14 protein-coding genes and 1 rRNA gene are annotated in these 19246 nt (G+C 44.3%); 3 read left to right on the forward strand and 12 right to left on the reverse strand.

The features are described from left to right. Positions 1 to 255, reverse strand: a 16S ribosomal RNA gene (locus tag LYNGBM3L_RS15420); the annotation flags it as partial. Between the two features lie 930 nt (positions 256 to 1185). Here LYNGBM3L_RS15420 and glyQ point away from each other — a divergent pair. Then, positions 1186 to 2064, forward strand: coding sequence for a glycine--tRNA ligase subunit alpha (gene glyQ / locus LYNGBM3L_RS15425; RefSeq protein ID WP_008185010.1), 879 nt, complete (start codon positions 1186 to 1188; stop codon positions 2062 to 2064). A gap of 186 nt (positions 2065 to 2250) precedes the next feature. Here glyQ and LYNGBM3L_RS15430 read toward each other — a convergent pair whose 3' ends face one another. The 9 genes from LYNGBM3L_RS15430 to nuoH form a co-directional block, all read right to left on the reverse strand. Further along, positions 2251 to 3276: an N-acetylmuramoyl-L-alanine amidase-like domain-containing protein gene (locus tag LYNGBM3L_RS15430; protein WP_008185013.1), complete on the reverse strand. Its 1026-nt coding sequence runs from the start codon at positions 3274 to 3276 to the stop codon at positions 2251 to 2253. 159 nt (positions 3277 to 3435) lie between these two features. Further along, positions 3436 to 4734, reverse strand: coding sequence for an RNA-guided endonuclease InsQ/TnpB family protein (locus LYNGBM3L_RS15435; protein ID WP_008185017.1), 1299 nt, complete (start codon positions 4732 to 4734; stop codon positions 3436 to 3438). Between the two features lie 359 nt (positions 4735 to 5093). Next, positions 5094 to 5696, reverse strand: a complete 603-nt coding sequence (gene leuD, locus LYNGBM3L_RS15440; RefSeq protein WP_008185019.1) for a 3-isopropylmalate dehydratase small subunit — start codon at positions 5694 to 5696, stop codon at positions 5094 to 5096. A gap of 11 nt (positions 5697 to 5707) precedes the next feature. Then, a complete protein-coding gene (leuC, locus tag LYNGBM3L_RS15445) occupies positions 5708 to 7114 on the reverse strand; it encodes a 3-isopropylmalate dehydratase large subunit (protein ID WP_008185021.1) in 1407 nt (468 codons plus the stop codon). Positions 7115 to 7465: 351 nt separating this feature from the next. Further along, positions 7466 to 8158 carry a rhomboid family intramembrane serine protease gene (locus LYNGBM3L_RS15450; protein WP_008185023.1) on the reverse strand — a complete coding sequence of 231 codons (693 nt, stop codon included), beginning with the start codon at positions 8156 to 8158 and terminating at the stop codon, positions 7466 to 7468. Between the two features lie 314 nt (positions 8159 to 8472). Further along, on the reverse strand, positions 8473 to 8784 hold the full coding sequence (nuoK, locus tag LYNGBM3L_RS15455; RefSeq protein WP_008185025.1) for an NADH-quinone oxidoreductase subunit NuoK: 312 nt from the start codon (positions 8782 to 8784) through the stop codon (positions 8473 to 8475). 317 nt (positions 8785 to 9101) lie between these two features. Further along, positions 9102 to 9728 (reverse strand): NADH-quinone oxidoreductase subunit J, encoded by a 627-nt coding sequence (locus LYNGBM3L_RS15460; RefSeq protein ID WP_008185027.1) that lies wholly within the window; start codon positions 9726 to 9728, stop codon positions 9102 to 9104. 188 nt (positions 9729 to 9916) lie between these two features. Beyond that, positions 9917 to 10522 carry an NAD(P)H-quinone oxidoreductase subunit I gene (gene ndhI, locus LYNGBM3L_RS15465; RefSeq protein ID WP_008185029.1) on the reverse strand — a complete coding sequence of 202 codons (606 nt, stop codon included), beginning with the start codon at positions 10520 to 10522 and terminating at the stop codon, positions 9917 to 9919. Positions 10523 to 10715: 193 nt separating this feature from the next. After that, entirely contained in the window at positions 10716 to 11834 is a 1119-nt protein-coding gene (gene nuoH / locus LYNGBM3L_RS15470) for an NADH-quinone oxidoreductase subunit NuoH (RefSeq protein ID WP_008185031.1), read from the reverse strand. A 558-nt stretch (positions 11835 to 12392) separates the two neighbouring features. Here nuoH and LYNGBM3L_RS15475 point away from each other — a divergent pair. Continuing rightward, positions 12393 to 14288, forward strand: coding sequence for a bifunctional serine/threonine-protein kinase/formylglycine-generating enzyme family protein (locus LYNGBM3L_RS15475; RefSeq protein WP_008185033.1), 1896 nt, complete (start codon positions 12393 to 12395; stop codon positions 14286 to 14288). Between the two features lie 92 nt (positions 14289 to 14380). Here the strand turns inward: LYNGBM3L_RS15475 and purD are convergent, their stop codons facing one another. Beyond that, complete coding sequence (purD, locus tag LYNGBM3L_RS15480) at positions 14381 to 15652, reverse strand: phosphoribosylamine--glycine ligase (RefSeq protein ID WP_008185036.1); 1272 nt, start codon at positions 15650 to 15652, stop codon at positions 14381 to 14383. Between the two features lie 185 nt (positions 15653 to 15837). On the opposite strand from purD, the gene LYNGBM3L_RS15485 reads away from it, so the two are divergent. Beyond that, positions 15838 to 16794 carry an NAD-dependent epimerase/dehydratase family protein gene (locus LYNGBM3L_RS15485; protein WP_008185038.1) on the forward strand — a complete coding sequence of 319 codons (957 nt, stop codon included), beginning with the start codon at positions 15838 to 15840 and terminating at the stop codon, positions 16792 to 16794. Between the two features lie 324 nt (positions 16795 to 17118). Here the strand turns inward: LYNGBM3L_RS15485 and LYNGBM3L_RS15490 are convergent, their stop codons facing one another. After that, positions 17119 to 19101, reverse strand: a complete 1983-nt coding sequence (locus LYNGBM3L_RS15490) for a serine/threonine-protein kinase (protein WP_008185041.1) — start codon at positions 19099 to 19101, stop codon at positions 17119 to 17121. Positions 19102 to 19246: the final 145 nt, after the last annotated feature.

A 19246-nucleotide genomic window follows, 5' to 3' on the forward strand; every position in this document is an offset into this window, starting at 1 on the left:
GCTACTGATCGTTGCCTTGGTAGGCCTTTACCCTACCAACTAGCTAATCAGACGCGAGCTCCTCTTCTGGCAATAAATCTTTCACCAATAGGCATATCCGGTATTAGCCACTGTTTCCGGTGGTTGTCCCCGACCCGAAGGCAGATTCTCACGCGTTACTCACCCGTCCGCCACTCCCCCGAAGGGGCGTTCGACTTGCATGTGTTAAGCATACCGCCAGCGTTCATCCTGAGCCAGGATCAAACTCTCCATGGTACTCAAGTTGTTTTTTTTCTTTCCCTGACTCTTAGTAAACAGTAATAATAACTGTTAACTTCGAACCAGTTCGGAATTTTAGGTTTTAGTTTTGGCCAATCTGTCCTATAATTAGGTCAGATTAACCTGAAAATTTCTTGACGAGTAGCGACCGTATATTGGCTCTCAAACTATAGATTTTTCTTGGTTCGGGGCGGTGCGGTGCGCTTGGCTTTCCTCATCGCCATTTACTAATTTACAGGGTAAAAAAGCGTTTGTCAACCTAAAACCGAAACTTTTTTCTTGATAAATCCTTGAAGCATAGGTATGGCAAGGGTTTTAGAATTTTTAAATTTTTTTTTGAATCCATTTCGGAGGTCTGACCAGGGGAAGAGGGGGAAGCTCTCAGGTCACAGGGGTAGCTTCTTTAGATTTGGTTCGGGAGTCGGGAGTCGGCAGCATTATTTTGGGAATTCTTGTATATCTTAGATACATACCTGGTGACGGGCGTGTCTGTCGATCCTGCCTGTAAGTGCGGATTGGGACTGCTGCGATGCTCGCGAGTGAAATGGGAAATTCACCTGGATTTACGGTAATTGTCCAGGATTCATCAGAGGCAAGATTAGTGAAGAGCCCTTTGCACTGGCACCATGAAATCCATTGTTGAACAACTTACTAACCTAGCTCTGACAAGGCATTTGCGCCAGAATAAATAGGTATGCAGGGTGGTCTTGGGGAGAAAATGGCTTTATTACAGGGTTTAACCCATTAGCAACTGGCCTGGTTTCCACGGGGCTTACAAGGTGCGTTTACTTAGTGTCTCTGTTCGTGCAGCGTCTCCAAAGGAGAAAGGAGAATCACGGCGTGACCCACACAGCCCCTCCCCACTCGCCCTTTGCATCAAGAAATGTCTTGGCCATAAGTTACCGTTACCAAACACTGGAGGTGTCAGTGAATTTTCAATCAGTGATTGCAACATTGAATCAATTCTGGGCAAAACATGGTTGCTTGATTGCCCAGTCCTACGATACCGAGAAAGGAGCAGGGACGATGAGTCCTCATACATTCTTGAGAGCTATTGGTCCAGAACCCTGGTCAGTTGCTTATGTTGAACCATGCCGAAGACCTACCGATGGACGCTACGGCGAAAACCCGAATCGCTACCAGCACTACTACCAATACCAAGTACTGATCAAGCCGTCACTGAATAATATTCAAGATATTTACCTAGATTCCCTCAAAGCTTTAGGTATTTGCCCTGAAGACCATGACATTCGCTTTGTTGAAGACAATTGGGAATCTCCTACCCTAGGGGCTTGGGGAGTTGGCTGGGAAGTCTGGTTAGATGGCATGGAAATTACTCAATTTACCTACTTCCAACAGTGTGGTGGCATTGATTGTCGTCCTGTACCCATTGAGATCACCTATGGTTTGGAACGATTAGCTATGTATCTCCAGGAAGTAGAGGCTTTTACTAAAATCCAGTGGAATGACCAAATTAGCTATGGAGATGTTCACCTTCAGGGAGAAGTTGAACAATGTACTTATAATTTTGAATCCTCTAACCCAGATTTACTGTTCACGCTATTTGGTCTTTACGAGCAAGAGGCAGAACAACTAACCCAGCGAGGACTTGTTATGCCTACACTAGACTACGTTCTGAAGTGTTCTCACACTTTCAACTTACTGGACGCTAGGGGTGTGATTTCAGTGACTGAGCGAACTCGTTATATCGGTAGAATTCGCAATCTAGCAAGGCGAGTGGCTCAACTCTATTTGCAACAACGAGAGATGTTAGGGTTCCCGCTCAATAAACAGACCATAGCTTGAATCTAGAACACAAAGAGCTTGACCCAATCGGTAGCAGCAAGGCATTCCTACCAGTAATCACGACTGAGAGTGTATTCGCCAGGACTTACGCAAAAATGGGCATCGAAACCTATAGGTAGTAGGGTGCTTTATTAACTCACACCACATCTAGATTTACTAGGTAAGTCCTGGCACTCTTGACCCCTGTCACTGGAGGATATTGCTAGTGCTTGGAATTGCTGGATCAACGGGTCGAGCGACTACAATCCCAAGGGAATGTCTAACATGTCTGGCATACCGTTGTAAATCACGGGCAATGGTGACTCTACCGGCAGGTGATGCATGAATAAAACCGATATTCCCATCAGCAGTACGATACACTAAGCCAGTGTGGGTGACATCTAGACCAGGAATAGTAGTAGCAATGCCAATAATATCCCCTGGTTGCAGTTGATTGTAGGCTTTCCTAATCTGATCATGGGGAATGAAATTAACAGTTGTCTGCTTCAGATTAGCTTCCATGGCTACTATACACTGGTAATTTGACTCATCACTTACTAAAGATGGGTACTTACCCCTGTGTTTACTCATGTAGTTGAGGGTTTTCTGGCGGGATACTCCTCCTAAATCTAGCGCTATGTTTTTAACTGTGCCCCTTCTCTGATTGTCATCAATCCATTGAGAGAAATAGTGTAATCGGCTGCAATAGCCATTTAGATTACCATCCCCATAACGCTGGTCACGAAGGTGATTGACAAAGGTCTGCTGAGAATAATCCTTTACGGTTATCCCTCGCGCTAGGGCTAGAATGGTTTCCACAAAAAGGACGCAGTCAAATTCATTGAGGGTGATAACTAAAGTTTCTTGACTGGCTTGGTCTAATAAGTGAGCTTTATAGCTTGCGCCCAAAAATTGCTGTGCGATCGCTTGCATGATCTCTGGGAGCGTCCGCTCAGACAAGTGGTTTGCGATCGCATACTCCATCACCTGCTCGAAACGCTTTTTATCTGCTGGGTCACTAATTTCTGGTAGGGGAAATTGGGCTATCATCAGTGACTCAGCCCTATCCTTTAATGATTCGGATATAGTGCTAGTAATTAATTTGCTAGTAATTAATCGTTTATGGCCTAGTTGACCAGATTCTGACTCAACAGTAGCTTGAGATACTAAACCAGAAGCCACACAACACGTGAGTATATAAAAAACCGCAGCTAGCCTCAAGCTTTTTTTCATTCTTAAACCTACAAACCTACCCTAAACCGAATGCGAAGGGAGAACCACTTTTGATCTGTTAACCCATATTTATTCACTGGTCAGTGTTAACTATTTCACTGGCAACTTTAGGCTCCACAAAATTATTTTCCTGTTCAGCATTTTTGACACTCCCCATAGCTAGAAGCTAGGGGATTCTTGGTTCAACGAGCTGACTTGCTCAACCAGACCGGAATCAGGAAGAGTAGAGGCCAATTCTCCCCAAGCGTTAATTAAAGTTCCCGTGTGCCCCACGGTACTCAAGGCTCTAGTTAGGATGTTTTTGGCGGCATTGTGGTCGCGATCTAGCCGACACCCACACTTACAGACATGGGTTCGAGTTGATAATGACTTCTTGACCACCTCACCACAATTGGAACAATTCTGGCTTGTATAAGCAGGATTAACTGCGACAGTTATCCGACCAAACTTTTGACCAAAATACTCCAACCATTCCCTAAACTGGTACCAACCTGCATCATTAATAGACTTGGCGAGACAGTGATTTTTAACTAAGTTTTTAACCCTCAAATTTTCGTAAGCGACCAGGTCGTTAGACCTGATTACGCAACTTGCCGGAGACGAAACCTTAGATAGTGGAGCCTTTATGGGTGTTCGGCTTTGCATAAAAGGGTTAAATCTTTTGTAATAAGGCTCCACTATCTTACGGTAACTTCTAACCAGTCTCTTGGCATGTTCTTCACGTTGCCTACTTATTTTGAGGTGTGTCCTGCCTAGTCTATTAATGGCTTTCTTTCGGTTAGCAGAGCCTTTCTTTTTTCGAGAAACCCGACGCTGATAGAACTTTAATCGTTTCTCGCCTTTTCGGTAAAATCTAGGATTGGGTTCTGCATATCCATCTGAGTCCGTATAAAACTCTTTTAAGCCAACATCTAGGCCGACATTACAGCCAGTGGCTTGTAATTGTTCTGAAGTATCAACTTTCACGCAAAATTGAATGTAGTAGCCATCAGCTCTTTGGACTATGCGAACCCGCTTTATGAGCTTAGGGTCGAATCGCCATAAGTCCCAGGTACCCTTGAGCTTTACTTGCCCAATCCCCTTTTTGTCCGTGAATTTTATCGACTTACTATCTGGGGATAACTTCCATCCAGATTGCTTATACTCGACTGACCTAGAATGCTTCTTAAATTTTGGATACCCTTTCTTCCCCGGGACTTTCTTTTTACAGTTATCAAAGAAGCGTTTAATAGCACGTTCTACGTTTTCAACAGATGCTTGACAAGCATGGCTGTTAAGATGTTTGACAAATTCAAATTCATCCCTTAATTGAGTGTTGTATCGATAGAGTTCTTTCTTTCCAATTCCACGATTATCCATCCAGAATCGGAGCACCTTGTTTCTGACAAAGCGAGCTGTTCTAATAGCTTCATTTATTGCTACTTTCTGACTCTCTTTTAAGACAGCCTTGAACTCCATTCCCAGCACTTTACTATCACCTCCTTTGCTGTAGTTTCTTTACTTACTATTATAGTCGAACTATTGAAGTAAAAGTTCCCGAACAGTTAGGGAATAAATTACCGTTCGGGCTAACCCCATGGTTTGAAGTTACCGTAAGGAGAGTGGAGCCTTGTCTTGATGCAGTCGCTCATGGGGGAAACCCCCAAGACCGCGCTGCATCGCTAATCAATAAGTTTTAACCTTTTTATGCATAGCCTGCCAACCATAAAGGCTCCACTCTCCTAAGGTTTCGTCTCCGGGATAGAATCCAGGGGCTTGCGCCCTCAGGGTCTTCGGTCAAGTTATGTCTAGTTAAGCAGATCCTAGTTAATCAGCTACTAAGAAACAACTCCCCAATCCATATAAGGCAACCTAGCCGCTGTGGATCGAATCGCTTCTACTTGAGCAACCAGTTGTCCACAAGTATCCCAAGTCCCAGTCAACAGCATGTTTCTTGGTCCATCCTCCATAAACACAGAAGCCTGCAACTCACCACAATAGACTTGCATCTCTTCCAAATCCAAGGTCATCGGGATTTCAGGATTCTCATGGAGGCTTGTTTGTAATTGCTTGACGGTTTCCGAGTCAGCGGTCACACAGGGAAGCCCTATCGCCAAGCAGTTACCAAAAAAGATTTCGGCAAAACTCTCTCCGACAATTCCTTGAATCCCCCATTTAGATATCGCTTGAGGGGCATGTTCCCGTGAAGACCCACAGCCAAAGTTACCATTTACTACTAAAACCGTTGCACCTTGATAGTGGGGTTGGTCAAAGGGATGTTGTCCGTTAGCTTGAGCGCGGTCATCAACAAAAACCTGTTGTCCGAGACCATCAAAGGTCACACAGCGCAAAAATCGAGCTGGGATAATCCGGTCGGTGTCGATATCATTCCCTACTACAGGAATTCCTGTTCCGGTAATCATCTTTACTTCACTACTCATCAGACCTGCTCCTATACCATCAACTCCCGAACATCAGCCACTGCCCCTTTAACGGCTGCGGCTACAACCATAGCTGGACTCATCAACAACGTCCGTCCCGTGGAAGACCCCTGGCGACCTTTAAAATTGCGGTTAGAAGACGAAGCACTAATCTGACTCCCTTGGAGTTTGTCCGGATTCATTGCCAAACACATCGAGCATCCAGGCTCTCGCCACTCAAACCCAGCCTCCACAAAGACTTGATCGAGTCCTTCTGCTTCTGCTTCTTGCTTAACCCGTTCCGAACCTGGAACCACAAAGGCTTTGACTCCCTCAGCCACATGATGACCTTGAGCAAATTTAGCGGCTTCTCGCAGGTCAGTCAGTCTACCATTGGTGCAGCTACCGATAAAACACACATCCACCTTTGTGCCTTGAATTTCTGTGCCTGGAGTTAGCTGCATGTACTCATAGGCTTGTTGTGCGATCGCTCTTTCCGTTTCTGGCAAACTCTCCGGTATCGGAATGGTTTCATTAACCGCAATTCCTTGACCTGGTGTAATCCCCCAGGTCACTGTAGGCGCAATGTCTGCCGCCTCAAACCTAACCACATCATCATACACGGCATCATCATCGGACCGGATACTGTTCCACCAAGCCACCGCCTGATCCCAATCTGCGCCCTTGGGAGCAAAATCTTTCCCCTTAAGATAGTCAAAGGTTACCTGATCCGGGTTAACATAGCCGCACCGAGCCCCCCCCTCGATGGACATATTACACACAGTCATCCGTCCTTCCATGGACATCTGTTCAAAAGTAGTACCAGCATATTCATAGGCATAGCCAACGCCACCTTTGACCCCTAATTTACGGATGATGTGTAAGATCACATCTTTCGGGTAAACCCCTGGGGGTAAACTACCATTCACCTCTATTTTGCGAACCTTAAGCTTAGACAATGCCAAGGTTTGGGAAGCTAAGACATCACGGACTTGAGAGGTACCAATTCCAAATGCGATCGCACCAAACGCACCATGAGTCGAAGTATGGGAATCCCCGCAAGCCACCGTCATGCCTGGCTGAGTCAACCCTTGTTCCGGAGCAATCACATGGACAATGCCCTGATTCCCAGAGCCGATATTATAAAATCGAATCCCAAACTCCTTACTACTGTTTTCCAACGCTTGCATCATCTCCTCTGCCAAGACATCAGCAAACGGACGACCTTGGTTTTCCGTCGGAACAATATGGTCTACCGTTGCCACAGTTCGTTCCGGAAACAGCACTTTCAATCCCCGTTCCCGCAGCATCGCAAAGGCTTGGGGACTAGTAACTTCATGAATTAAGTGTAAACCAATAAATAGTTGAGTCTGACCCGAAGGCAACGTGCCAACACTATGTAAATCCCAAACTTTGTCAAACAGTGTTCTCGCGCTCATTTAGAAAAGGCTTCTTACCTGGAATCCAAGACAGGGGTAATGTATTTTACCCCCAGATTTCACATTCTATTCTAAAATATGTCCTGTTCAACACAGGTTTTACATTTTTGCTAAAAAAATTAACAGCTTCCCTATAATTATTCAGCTATCATCTATCATCTATCAGCCATTAGCTATCAGCATGCAGCTTATGGGCTATTATGGGCAAGCTACGACAACAGCTTTTGAATAAAACCGGTAAATTTCTTTAATCAATGTTATTGAAAGCTGAGTGCTGACTGCTGAGTTCTGACTACTGAGTGCTGACTGCTGAGTGCTGACTGCTGAAGGCTTCCCCATCCCCACCAATCACTAATCATCAAATAAACCTAAGATTGGACCAAGGATAGCTCCGAACACAAATCCACCAGCATGAGCCCAGTAAGCAATTCCTCCCCCCTCCATTCCCACTTGAGCCTGTGCTCCCAGACTAGCTATGCCATTAAACGCTTGCTGTAGAAACCAAAACCCTAGATAAAATACAGCTGGTATCCTAGCTACGAAAAATATGATAAATAGGGGCACTAGAGTCAGGATTTTAGCATTAGGAAACCTGATAATATAGGCACCCATCACTCCAGCAATTGCTCCACTAGCTCCTAAAGCAGGGATAGGAGATAGAGCTGAGAAAAACCATTGGGCTAACGCGGCTAAAGCCCCACAAGTGAGATAAAAAATTAAGAACCTTATCCCCCCAAGTTTTTCTTCAATGTTGTTACCAAAAATCCACAAAAATAACATATTGGAGCCAACATGAAGAAAGCCAGCATGGAGAAATTGGGATGTGATCAGAGTCAAGGGTTCTGGCACAGGCTGGCCCACAGGAAAACCCTCGAAACTAGCGGTTAACTCCCTAGGTACCACAGCATAAAGCCTAAAAAACGTGTCGAGTTCTGGTTTACTTAAGCTAAGTTCATAAATAAAGACTAAAATATTAATAGCAATCAGAAGGATAGTAATATATGGCGTGATTGTGATTGGGTTTTCGTCTCTTAGGGGTACCATAATTCATTTTTATTTTATGAGTTCACCGAAATAGTCACACCAGATTCTAAAGGAAGTTTACAAAATTAACTAATCTTTGAGTTTTTGCTAAGCAGTCAGTTTTCAACCCCCGTCTATTATCACACTTTTCTCAAGTTAACTAAAACTTGATTTGTGAACTAGATAAGTCAGCTGATTGAGGAGTGCTAGATTTTGGCGTTGCTGATCTAAGGAATAATATCAAGTCTAGTTGGGTCAGTTACCACTTACCACTTACCACTTACCCTAAATCATTCCACAAGTGAGCAACGCCCTATGTTTAGCTTTTGTTGAATCTACCACTTCAGCAGATTAAATTGTTCCATATCCACCGTATCCCGATTACGATATATCGACAGCACAATAGCTAAACCCACCGCCGCTTCTGCAGCTGCTACCGTAATTACAAAAACAGTAAACACTTGACCTTTAATCCCTGCTGAGTCCATAAAATTAGAGAACCCCATTAAATTCAGATTGACCGCATTCAGCATTAGCTCAATAGACATCAGCACTCGCACGGCATTGCGGCTAGTTACTAGACCATAAATACCGATGCAGAACAAAGCAGCAGCAAGTAGTAAAAAGTATTGGAGTTGAAGTTCCATAAATCTGATAGTTTTTTAGGTAGGTAATAGTAAGCTATTCAGCATTTAGATTGGGATACCTAAATTGCTCAAAGGGAACAGTTAACAGCGGTTATGGTAACAGGTAATAACCAATTTAAGCGATGCAGCGCGGTCTTGGGGGTCTCCCCCATGAGCGACTGCATCAAGAAAAATGAACATCAGCTTAGTTTTTAAATGGGTAATTACTAGTTGGTTATTGACCCTTGAGGGGTGACAGTAAACCTTGGCATTTCGGCCACGCTACGCGAACAACTTACCCTTCACCATGCCAAGGGCGAACAACCTTCAACAAAAAACTAAACGGTTGTCTTAGTGGAATCTCCTGCTACAGACGCAAGCTCCCGAGGACGTTCAGGCAAGGTCAAAGCTGTAGCAATTTCCTGATCTCTCGAAACCAATTCCTCAGGAATATAATCCCGACGAGCTATGATAATTGCCCCTACCATTGCCATTAACAAAAGTACAGAAGCTAGCTCAAACGGCAATAAAAAGTCACTGAAAAAATGCTGACCAATCTCCACAGCAGTATTAGTAACAACCATAGCTGGATCAATTTCAACTGACCATGGCGTTGCCAAAACCATTGTACTCAGAAGCGCAAACAAACCAATACAGACTATAGCAGTGGATCCAGTGCGCACCCAGCGCTTAGTCATTGGTTGAAAATCCTCTCGCTTATTCACCAACATGATGGCAAATAAAATTAGGACATTAACCGCCCCAACATAGATTAATATCTGTGCTGCTGCTACAAAGTCAGCATTTAGCAGAATATACAATCCAGAAATACCGATGAAAACACCAGCCAGTAAAAACGCTGAGTATACAATGTTGGAAAGAAGGACAACCCCTAAAGCCGCCCCAATCATGATCACCGATAGTATGGCAACGGAAATTATCTGAACCCCTTCCGCTAGATTCATGCTTAGCTTATCTCCTCGTGATATATTTTTGGCTAATCGTTATTAGTGATAAGTCATTGGTCACAGTCAACAGTCACTAGTTAACCTTCAACCTTCAACCTTCAACTTTAAATTTTCAACCTTCAACCTTCAACCTTGGCCTTTGGCCACGCTACGCGAACAACTTTTAAAAGACCAATGACTAACAACTAACTCTTAACGTCTTCTTCCTTTGATTGCATTTGCTCGAGAATTTCCTCTGGACGCATACCAGCCCTTTGAGAACCTGCTGGCAAATCATGAGGATCCATAACCCCTTTCGGTAGATAAGCCAATTCCCTTAGAGGAGTTACCATTGGGTCTTGGGTAACTTTATAGGGGAGGCGTCCCAGGGCTACATTATCATAGTTCAACTCATGACGGTCGTAGGTAGAAATTTCATATTCTTCCGTCGCTGATAGACAGTTAGTGGGGCAGTATTCAATGCAGTTAGCACAGAAAATACAAACTCCGAAATCTATACTGTAGTGCTTGAGATTTTTCTTCTTAGTAGCTTTATCAAATTCGTAATCTACCACTGGCAAGTTAATCGGACAAACCCGCACACAGACTTCGCAGGAAATACACTTATCAAATTCAAAATGAATCCGACCGCGATAGCGCTCAGAGGGGATTAGTTTTTCGTAAGGGTATTGTACTGTAATTGGACGCCGTTGCATGTGATCAAAAGTCACCGATATCCCTTGACCAATGTAGCGAGCAGCCTGCACAGTTTCTTTAGCGTAGTCGCCAACCTGTTTGATGAACTTTAGCATAATAATAGTTTAGTGTCTCTCTCTTGATGGTCTTGCTGAGTATTGTAGTACTGATTTATGATTCCTAAATTATGTACTTTTTTAAGTATATCTTGTCCGTTTTACTACTTATTACTATCGTTTTTTCGTTACTTGTTAATTCTTAACTTTTAATAAAAAAGTAGCCAGTAAACGGACTTGATATAACTAATAACTAACCACCAAAGGCAATTGGAAATGCCAATTTAAGAGCAGCAGTTAATAGAAGATTTACCAAAGCTACTGGTAGTAGAAACTTCCAGCCTAAGTTAAGCAATTGGTCAATCCGAACCCGAGGCAGTGTCCAGCGTAACAGAATAGCTGTAAAGATCAGGAAGTAAGCCTTTAGCAGGGTCATGGTAATCCCTAAAGAAGCAGTAATCACCTGCAACCAGGAACTGGTTTCACTCACACCTAGCCAGCCCGCAAGCTTATCGAGAGGAATGGGGAACTCCCACCCACCGAGATAGAGCACTGCTACGAGCAAGGCAGATAACACGAGATTGACGTAGGAACCGACATAGAACAAACCAAATTTCATCCCAGCGTATTCTGTCTGATAGCCAGCTACCAGTTCTTCTTCTGCTTCGGGTAAGTCAAAGGGGAGTCGCTCGCATTCTGCCAAGGCCGAAATCCAAAAAATTAGGAAACCCACTGGTTGACGCCAGATATTCCAACCCAGAATGCCGTATCCCGATTGCTGATCAACGATGTCAATGGTGCTGAGGCTGTTGGACATCATGACAACAGCTAGAACCGCTAATGCTAGAGGAATTTCGTAACTGATAGACTGAGCTGCAGCTCTTAAGCCTCCGAGTAAGGAATACTTATTATTAGAGGCGTAGCCAGACATTAACAGACCAATCGGCTGAATGCTCGACAGGGCAATCCATAGGAATATGCCTGTGCCCACATTGGTAATTACCAAGTTCTGTCCAAACGGTACAATCAGGTAGGAGATAAATACCGGCAGTACAACCAGGATTGGTCCGAGGGTGAATAATAAAGAGTCAGATTTGGCTGGAATAACATCTTCTTTGAAGACGAGTTTGATGCCATCTGCTACAGGCTGGAGTACCCCTAGAGGGCCAGCGTATTCTGGACCAATGCGCTGTTGAGCAGCAGCTGAAATTTTTCGTTCTAACCAGACCACTACCAAAACCCCTACGGTGGCAACGGTAATCATTAGAAATAGGGGTAATGGCATCCAAATGGCTTTAGCTGCACCAGCGGGGATGCCTAGATCACTCAGCGATTGAATAAAACTGCTTTGGAGGTCAATTCCTGGATTCATATTTTCCCATGAAGGTTATCATTGAGACCATCGATACCGCTGGTATCAGTGGGTATAAGTTTCTTTATGAAGATTTTTTGAGAACTTCAGTGTCTAGTATATACTTGAGAGCTTAATTTCTCCCGATCACCCGATCACCCCTTGTCTATCCTAGACCTAAAGCATTGCTAGGATAGCTCTATCGCTATTGTTTTTATATATAGGGTTCATCAGCAATTGGATGGGAGTGCGATCGCACTGTTATAGATATCACTGTATAGATCGCGATAGATCGCGCTTTTCCTGGGATGTTAGAACCGCAGGTGCTGCTTTCCCGGCATCCAGCTGCGGAAAATCTAGTCTGTAGACTTGCCTATAAGTATCTTGCCCATAGCTATCTGTTCGTGGCATTATTAATGACCAACGATTAAGTTGTAATATTTAGGCTTATTATTGTCGTTGACTATACCAAAAGCGATTGGCCGTAGACCACACTACGCGAACGCATTTCTACTTAAAACTTCTACTTAACAAACTTAAAGCTAAACTTTCAAGTAGATCAACCCATCTTTAACCCCAATGATCCTGTGCATAAATCCTGGGTGTCCTCAGCCCGGTAACCCTGATACGGATCTATTCTGCTCAAGCTGCGGTTCTGAGTTATTGCTGGCGGGACGGTATCGGGTCAGCCGATTACTCGGAGAAGGTGGCTTTGGACGAATCTATGAGGTGACTCACAAGGGAATTGCCAAGGTTCTCAAAATTTTGATTAACGATGAACCCAAAGCTGTGGAACTTTTTGAGCAAGAAGCCAGAGTTCTCACTCAGCTCAATCATCCAGGTATTCCTAAAGGAGAGGAAAATTTTACCTTCTTTCCCAGAAACCACCAAACCCCCCTATACTGTTTGGTCATGGAAAAAATCTCTGGGCTGAATTTAGAGGAGTATCAGGAAAAGCGAGGAAATCGCCCCATTGATGAAAAATTAGCCTTGGATTGGTTATTTCAAATCGTTGATATTCTCCAAGCAGTTCATCAGGAAAACTTTTTCCATCGCGATATCAAACCTTCCAATATTATTTTGCGTCCAGATGGACAACTAGTATTAATTGATTTTGGCACAGTGCGCCAAGTTACCGACACTTTTATGTTCAAACAATCTGCTGGGAATGTTACCAGTATGATTTCCCCTGGGTATACTCCCCTAGAACAAATCCATGGTCAAGCGGTACCCCAATCGGATTTCTACGCTCTAGGACGGACATTTGTTTATTTGCTGACAGGGCAAGAACCCTCAGATTTGTATGATGCTGGTAATGATATCTTGATGTGGCGACCCCATGCACCACACATTTCTTCAGAGTTAGGGGATTTTATTGATAGTTTGATGGTGCGAGTTTATCAACGTCCTAAAGATACTCAGGTTCTTTGGGAAAAGTTACAAGCAATCAACTCCGAACTTAATCCTCCACGGCCATCCCAGAAACCAGAAGATTCTACTGTTGTTAATAGACAACAATCAAGTCAAGCGGGGGGGTTGGGCAGTTTAGGAATAGCTGTAGTTGGATTTTTTAACCAATTCCAAAACTCCGAGCCCTCACCAGTCGAGGGAGTGACCCTAAAATCTTTTGAGTTTGATGTGGTAACTCTAGATAAATACGGTGAAATTAAAAAGCGCCGCCGTCACCAAGCCCAATATTTCACAGAAGACTTAGGCAATGGTGTAGGGCTAGATATGGTGTACATCCCTGGGGGAAGATTCCTCATGGGTTCACCAGAAACTGAGAAGGGACATAGCGACGATGAAAGTCCACAGCATTGGGTCAGAGTCTCTCCCTTCTTCATGGGAAAGTTTACGGTTACCCAGGCCCAGTGGCGGGCTGTAGCAACCTTATTCCAAGTCTCCCCTTCCCTAAACCCCCAGCCCTCTAAGTTCAAAGGCGATACTCTGCCAGTGGAAAAGGTATCTTGGTATGAGGCGATGAAATTTTGTGCTATTCTATCTAGGCTGACTGGACGAAACTATCGGCTTCCGAGTGAGGCGGAATGGGAATATGCCTGTCGGGCTGGTACCAGTACGCCATTCCACTTCGGTGAAACCATTACCACCGATGTGGCCAATTACGATAGCAACGGTACATACAGCTCTGAGCCAGAAGGGGTATATCGAGAACAAACTACTCGTGTAGGTAGCTTTGGTGTAGCCAATTCCTTTGGTTTGTATGACATGCATGGGAATGTTTGGGAGTGGTGTGCTGACCATTGGTACCCAAACTACCTAAGCGCTCCGGTTGATGGTAGTGCTTGGCTAAATAGTATCAATGAGTATGATCATCATTCCCGGCTTCTGCGCGGTGGTTCCTGGGATATCATTCCTGGGATATGCCGCTCGGCTTGCCGCTTCAGCTATATCCCGGCAGACAATATCCAAGTCAACATTGGTTTTCGGGTAGTGTGTGATGTTATTACGGCTTGATGGGTTAACCATGGGTAATAGCCGTTGAGGGAGTATTGCTGGTCTCGTGTTGCTGCTATCAATGGGAGCAAGAACTTACGAATGCGATCGCATCAATAAACATCCTGCAAAACCCGATAACCAATATCCCGACGGTAATACATCCCTTCAAAGTGGATACAATCCATAGCGCTATAAGCAACTGATAAAGCTTGCGCTATTGTTTTCCCCGTTCCGGTAACCCCCAAAACCCGACCACCACTGGTAACTAGCTCTTCCTGCTTCAAGGTAGTACCAGCACTGCAAACTATTGCTCCGTGTTGCTCAGCTTGTTGGATACCAGTAATTACCTTACCCTTTTCGTAAGCTCCCGGATACCCCTTCGAGGCAGCAATCACACAAGCAGCAGCCCCTTGTTTCCAGGTAATCGTTGGTAATTCAGCCAGTCGCTGTTGGGTGCAAGCCAGAAGCACCTGATCTAGGGGAGTTTCTAGCAAGGGTAGGATAGCTTGAGTTTCTGGATCCCCAAAGCGACAATTAAATTCCAGAACCGTTGGGTTTCCTTCTGGAGTAATCATCAATCCTGCATAGAGAACTCCCCGATAATCAATGCCCCTGACCTTTAAAGCCTCAAGGGTAGGATTAAGAATCTCCGTCTCAATGCGTGTGCTTAGCTCTGGGGTAACAATCGGTGCAGGAGCATAAGCTCCCATCCCTCCGGTATTGGGACCCGTATCCCCTTCCCCAATTCGCTTATGGTCTTGAGCTGGTACTAAGGGACGAACCGTCAAGCCATCCGTAACAGCCAAAACCGAAACTTCTTGACCGGTGACACACTCTTCAATCACTACCGTCTCAAACCCATTCTGAAAGAGTGACTCCACAGCCATTTCTGCCTCGTCTATCGTCGCCGCAACAGTTACCCCTTTACCGGCTGCTAAGCCATCGGCTTTGACCACAATTGGTGCTACCTGGGCTTTCACATAAGCCAATGCTGGCTCTGGTTCCGTAAACACAGCAAAACTTGGGGTAGGAACACCAGCCGACTGCATCAAATCCTTTGCCCAAGACTTACTCGACTCAATTTGCGCTCCCTCCTGGGTGGGACCAAACACAGGGATATCTTTACCTTGGAGATAGTCTGTAATACCTAAAGACAGTGGGAGTTCTGGACCTACCACCACTAGAGATATATGGTTAACCAGAGCAAACTCAGCAATTGCTTCAAAATCTTGAAGGTTTAATAAACGATTTTGGCAACCTGTTAGTGTAGCGGTGCCACCATTACCAGGAACACATATCACCTGCTGAATACTTTGAGATTGCAGTAGTTTCCAGGCCAGGGCGTACTCCCTTCCCCCATTGCCAATTACCAAAATCTTCACTTTTTTTCTACACTCTGTGCTGAATACTCTATCTTATTCTATGACCTTACCAAAGTTTTGAATCCATTTTTACTAAAAAAAAAATTAGTCATAATTTCAGATATTGTGCCAGACTATATTTAATATACATTCAAAAATAAACTAGTCTGCCCAAAGCTTAACCAATAGTTTGAAATCTTAAATTTATGGCTCTTAATATCGTTACGGGTGCTGCGGGTTTTGTCGGTTCTCACCTAGTAGAAACCCTTTTGAATCAAGGTGAGCGAGTGATTGGTATTGATCAATTTAACGATTACTACGATCCCAACCTCAAGCGCCGGAATATTGAAAATTTTAAAGAGCATCCCGCTTTTGAGTTAATCGAAAGTGATATTCAGACCTTGGATTGGGGATCGCTCCTAACTGATGTAGAGGTAGTTTATCATCAGGCAGCACAAGCTGGAGTTCGGGCTAGTTGGGGGGATGGTTTTCGGGATTATACCGAGCGCAATATTAACGCTACCCAAATCCTACTCGAAGCCGCCAAAGATGCCAAACATCTGACGCGATTAGTCTATGCTTCCAGCTCTTCAGTTTATGGTAATGCGGAAGCCCTACCGACATCTGAAACAATTCTTCCCCAACCGGTTTCCCCCTATGGGGTAACCAAGCTAGCAGCAGAACACCTATGTTTGCTGTATTACCATAATTTTGGTGTACCCGTTACTGCCTTACGCTATTTCACCGTATATGGACCGAGACAGCGCCCAGACATGGCATTTCACAAATTCCTAAAAGCCATTCTCACGGATGAAGCCATTAGCATATATGGTGACGGAAAGCAAACCCGAGACTTCACCTTTATCAAAGACATCATTGCCGCGAATCTGGCTGCAGGTAGCACACCAGCTGCTGTTGGGGAAGTCTTTAACATTGGTGGTGGTAGCCGAGTGGTGCTTGCGGATGTTCTCGACACCATTGAACAAATTGTTGGACATCCCATTAAGAAAAACTACATCGAAAAAGCGAAAGGAGACGCACGTCATACTGCAGCAGACATTACCAAGGCCAAAACCTTGCTAAATTATCAACCTCAGGTATCCCTATCCCAAGGCTTAGCCCAAGAATGGGAATGGATACAGACTCTTTACGCTCGTGTATAGAAGTGATCTAATCTTATATATCAATTCTCATGAATCAGATCCCCCCCTTATTAAGGGGGGTTAGGGGGTATCCCAAGTAAAAGAATAGTGTATATAGCAATTCTCTCTCCCATGAGGTACAAAGGGATCCCCCTAAATCCCCCTTAATAAGGGGTACTTTGACCTTTAGAACTTACCTCATATGAGGTACAAAGGGATCCCCCTAAATCCCCCTTAATAAGGGGTACTTTGAGGTTTAGAACGTACCTCATAAATGCAATAAACGCTACTATATCATAAGTGCGATAAACGCTATCTATTCTTCTTCAAGCTACAGAAATTCAGCTAAAGCTCAACCCCAGCTATTTGAAAGGCTTGTCTAATTGCACCAGCTAATTGCGATTGGTACTGTTGCATGTAAAATTCAGATGCTTGACGATAGGCGGACAACAGGGGACGAAAATTCTCAACCTGACCGTCTACAGTTCTGATATTAAGTAAAACCCAACCTAAGTTGTGGTAAGCCTCAGCATAGTCTGGTTTTAACTGCACGGCTTTTTCCAGATGGGAGCGTGCTTGTGCCCATTGTCCCACTTTTCCTAGTAAAGTGCCTAGACGGAATAAAGCAAAGGCATCAGATGGAAATTTCTGAATGTAGGCTTGATAGGTTTGGATAGCACCTTGATAATTCTGCAAGTGTTCCTGAGTGATTCCTTGATTTAGCGATACCCAGCTAGGAACGTCTGCTTTCTGGCTGGCTTGGTCAAAATTGGCCAGAGCCTCAGGCCACAACCCTTGCACAGCTTGCTTCCAACCTTTCAATCCCCAAGCAACTGCACTATCGGGGACTTGAGTGGTAAACTCTATAATCCTGCGCTCCACATCCCTAGACTGTCTAGTAACAACTGCCTTTTCCAAAGCAATGATTAAATAGGGATATATCCATTGTTGTAGTTCTTGGGATTCCCTAGACTGAGCCTGTTTTGACTTGAACAGTGCCTGGGTAGCAGTACGAATTGCTCGTTTCCATTGCTGTTGATTGACATTAATCCAAGCTTGTAACCCTAGGGCAAAGGTACAGTTACTATCAATTTGTAGTGCCTTGGAAACAGCAGATTCTGCCTGTTGCCAATTGCCAAGCTTTCCCCATGCCCAAGCTAGATTAGCTTGTATCCAAACCTCTTGGGGAGCTAATTTGGCAGCTTGTTGCAACTGTTTTACCGCTGTTGACCAATTTGATTTACGACAATTTACCAGTCCTAAAACCCCATAGCTCCTGCCATCATTTGGTTGTAGTCGAATCGCTGTTTCTGCTGCTACCTCAGCTTGAGAGTCATTGAGATGCATCTGGACTAGGGCTAGTTCAACCGCAGCTTCACCATGGTTTGGCTGATTAGTTAGACATTTTTGATAAGCTTGAACCGCCTCTGCTAACTTTCCTTGCTTAAGTAATCCCCACGCTTTCCTTTGACTGGGAGAAACAAACTTACCTTTGAGGGCATCAATCAGTTCCTCGGCTGTTTGAAATCGCTCCTCTACCTTCATTCTCATTCCAGTTAAGATTACCTGCTCAGTTTGGGGTGTAATCTCAGGAGCTAACTGTCGCGGTGGAATTAACGTTTCTGATCCAGCCCTTTCCGTAGCTTGAGCTGGTAATTCACCAGTGAGTAATTCATACATTGACGCACATAGAGCATAGATGTCTGTAGCTGGCCAACGCTTACTTCGGTAACTGTATTGCTCAAGAGGAGCGTATCCTGGTGACAATGTTGCACTCATTTCACGGGTTTGACCGGCGATGAATTCTTTAGTAGCACCGAAATCAATCAATACAGCTCGATCTTGGTGATCAATTAGAATATTATCAGGTTTAATATCTCTGTGTAATAGTTGATTAGAGTGAACAACTGTTAAGGATTCTGCTACTTTGATAAAATAGCCCTTGAGCTTTTCTTCCGAAAGAACACCTTCTTCTTGTAAGATTTTGGATAAGGACTTTCCAGAGATAAACTCCATGACTAAATAGGCAGTATTATTCTCCTCAAACCAATCATAAACCTGAGCAATATTAGGGTGGTAGCATTTTTGTAAGTAACTGGCTTCTAACTGAAATTTGTGGAGTTGTCGTTGTCGGTCAATCGGAGCAATAGAAGGGGGCCAAGTAATGGTTTTACCCATCCTAGCTGCTTTTTCTGGCCAGAGTTCTTTGATGGCAACCTTGGCCGAGTTAGGTAGGTAAATTCCTTGGTAGGTAATGCCAAATCCCCCTTCTCCTAGGACTTTTTCGATCCGATAATGACTCTGCCTTAGGAGTGTGCCAGCAGGCAAATGGTAGGCTGATGAACTAACAGTCTCTTCAAACTCAAGAGCCGCACCACAACTAGTGCAGTAGTTGGTACTGCCAGTATTAATATGACCTGAGTCGGAGACAGGTAATAGACATTATTGTAGGTTTCTACTAATTTTAGGAAGG

Source organism: Moorena producens 3L, from assembly GCF_000211815.1.
Lineage (GTDB): Bacteria > Cyanobacteriota > Cyanobacteriia > Cyanobacteriales > Coleofasciculaceae > Moorena > Moorena producens.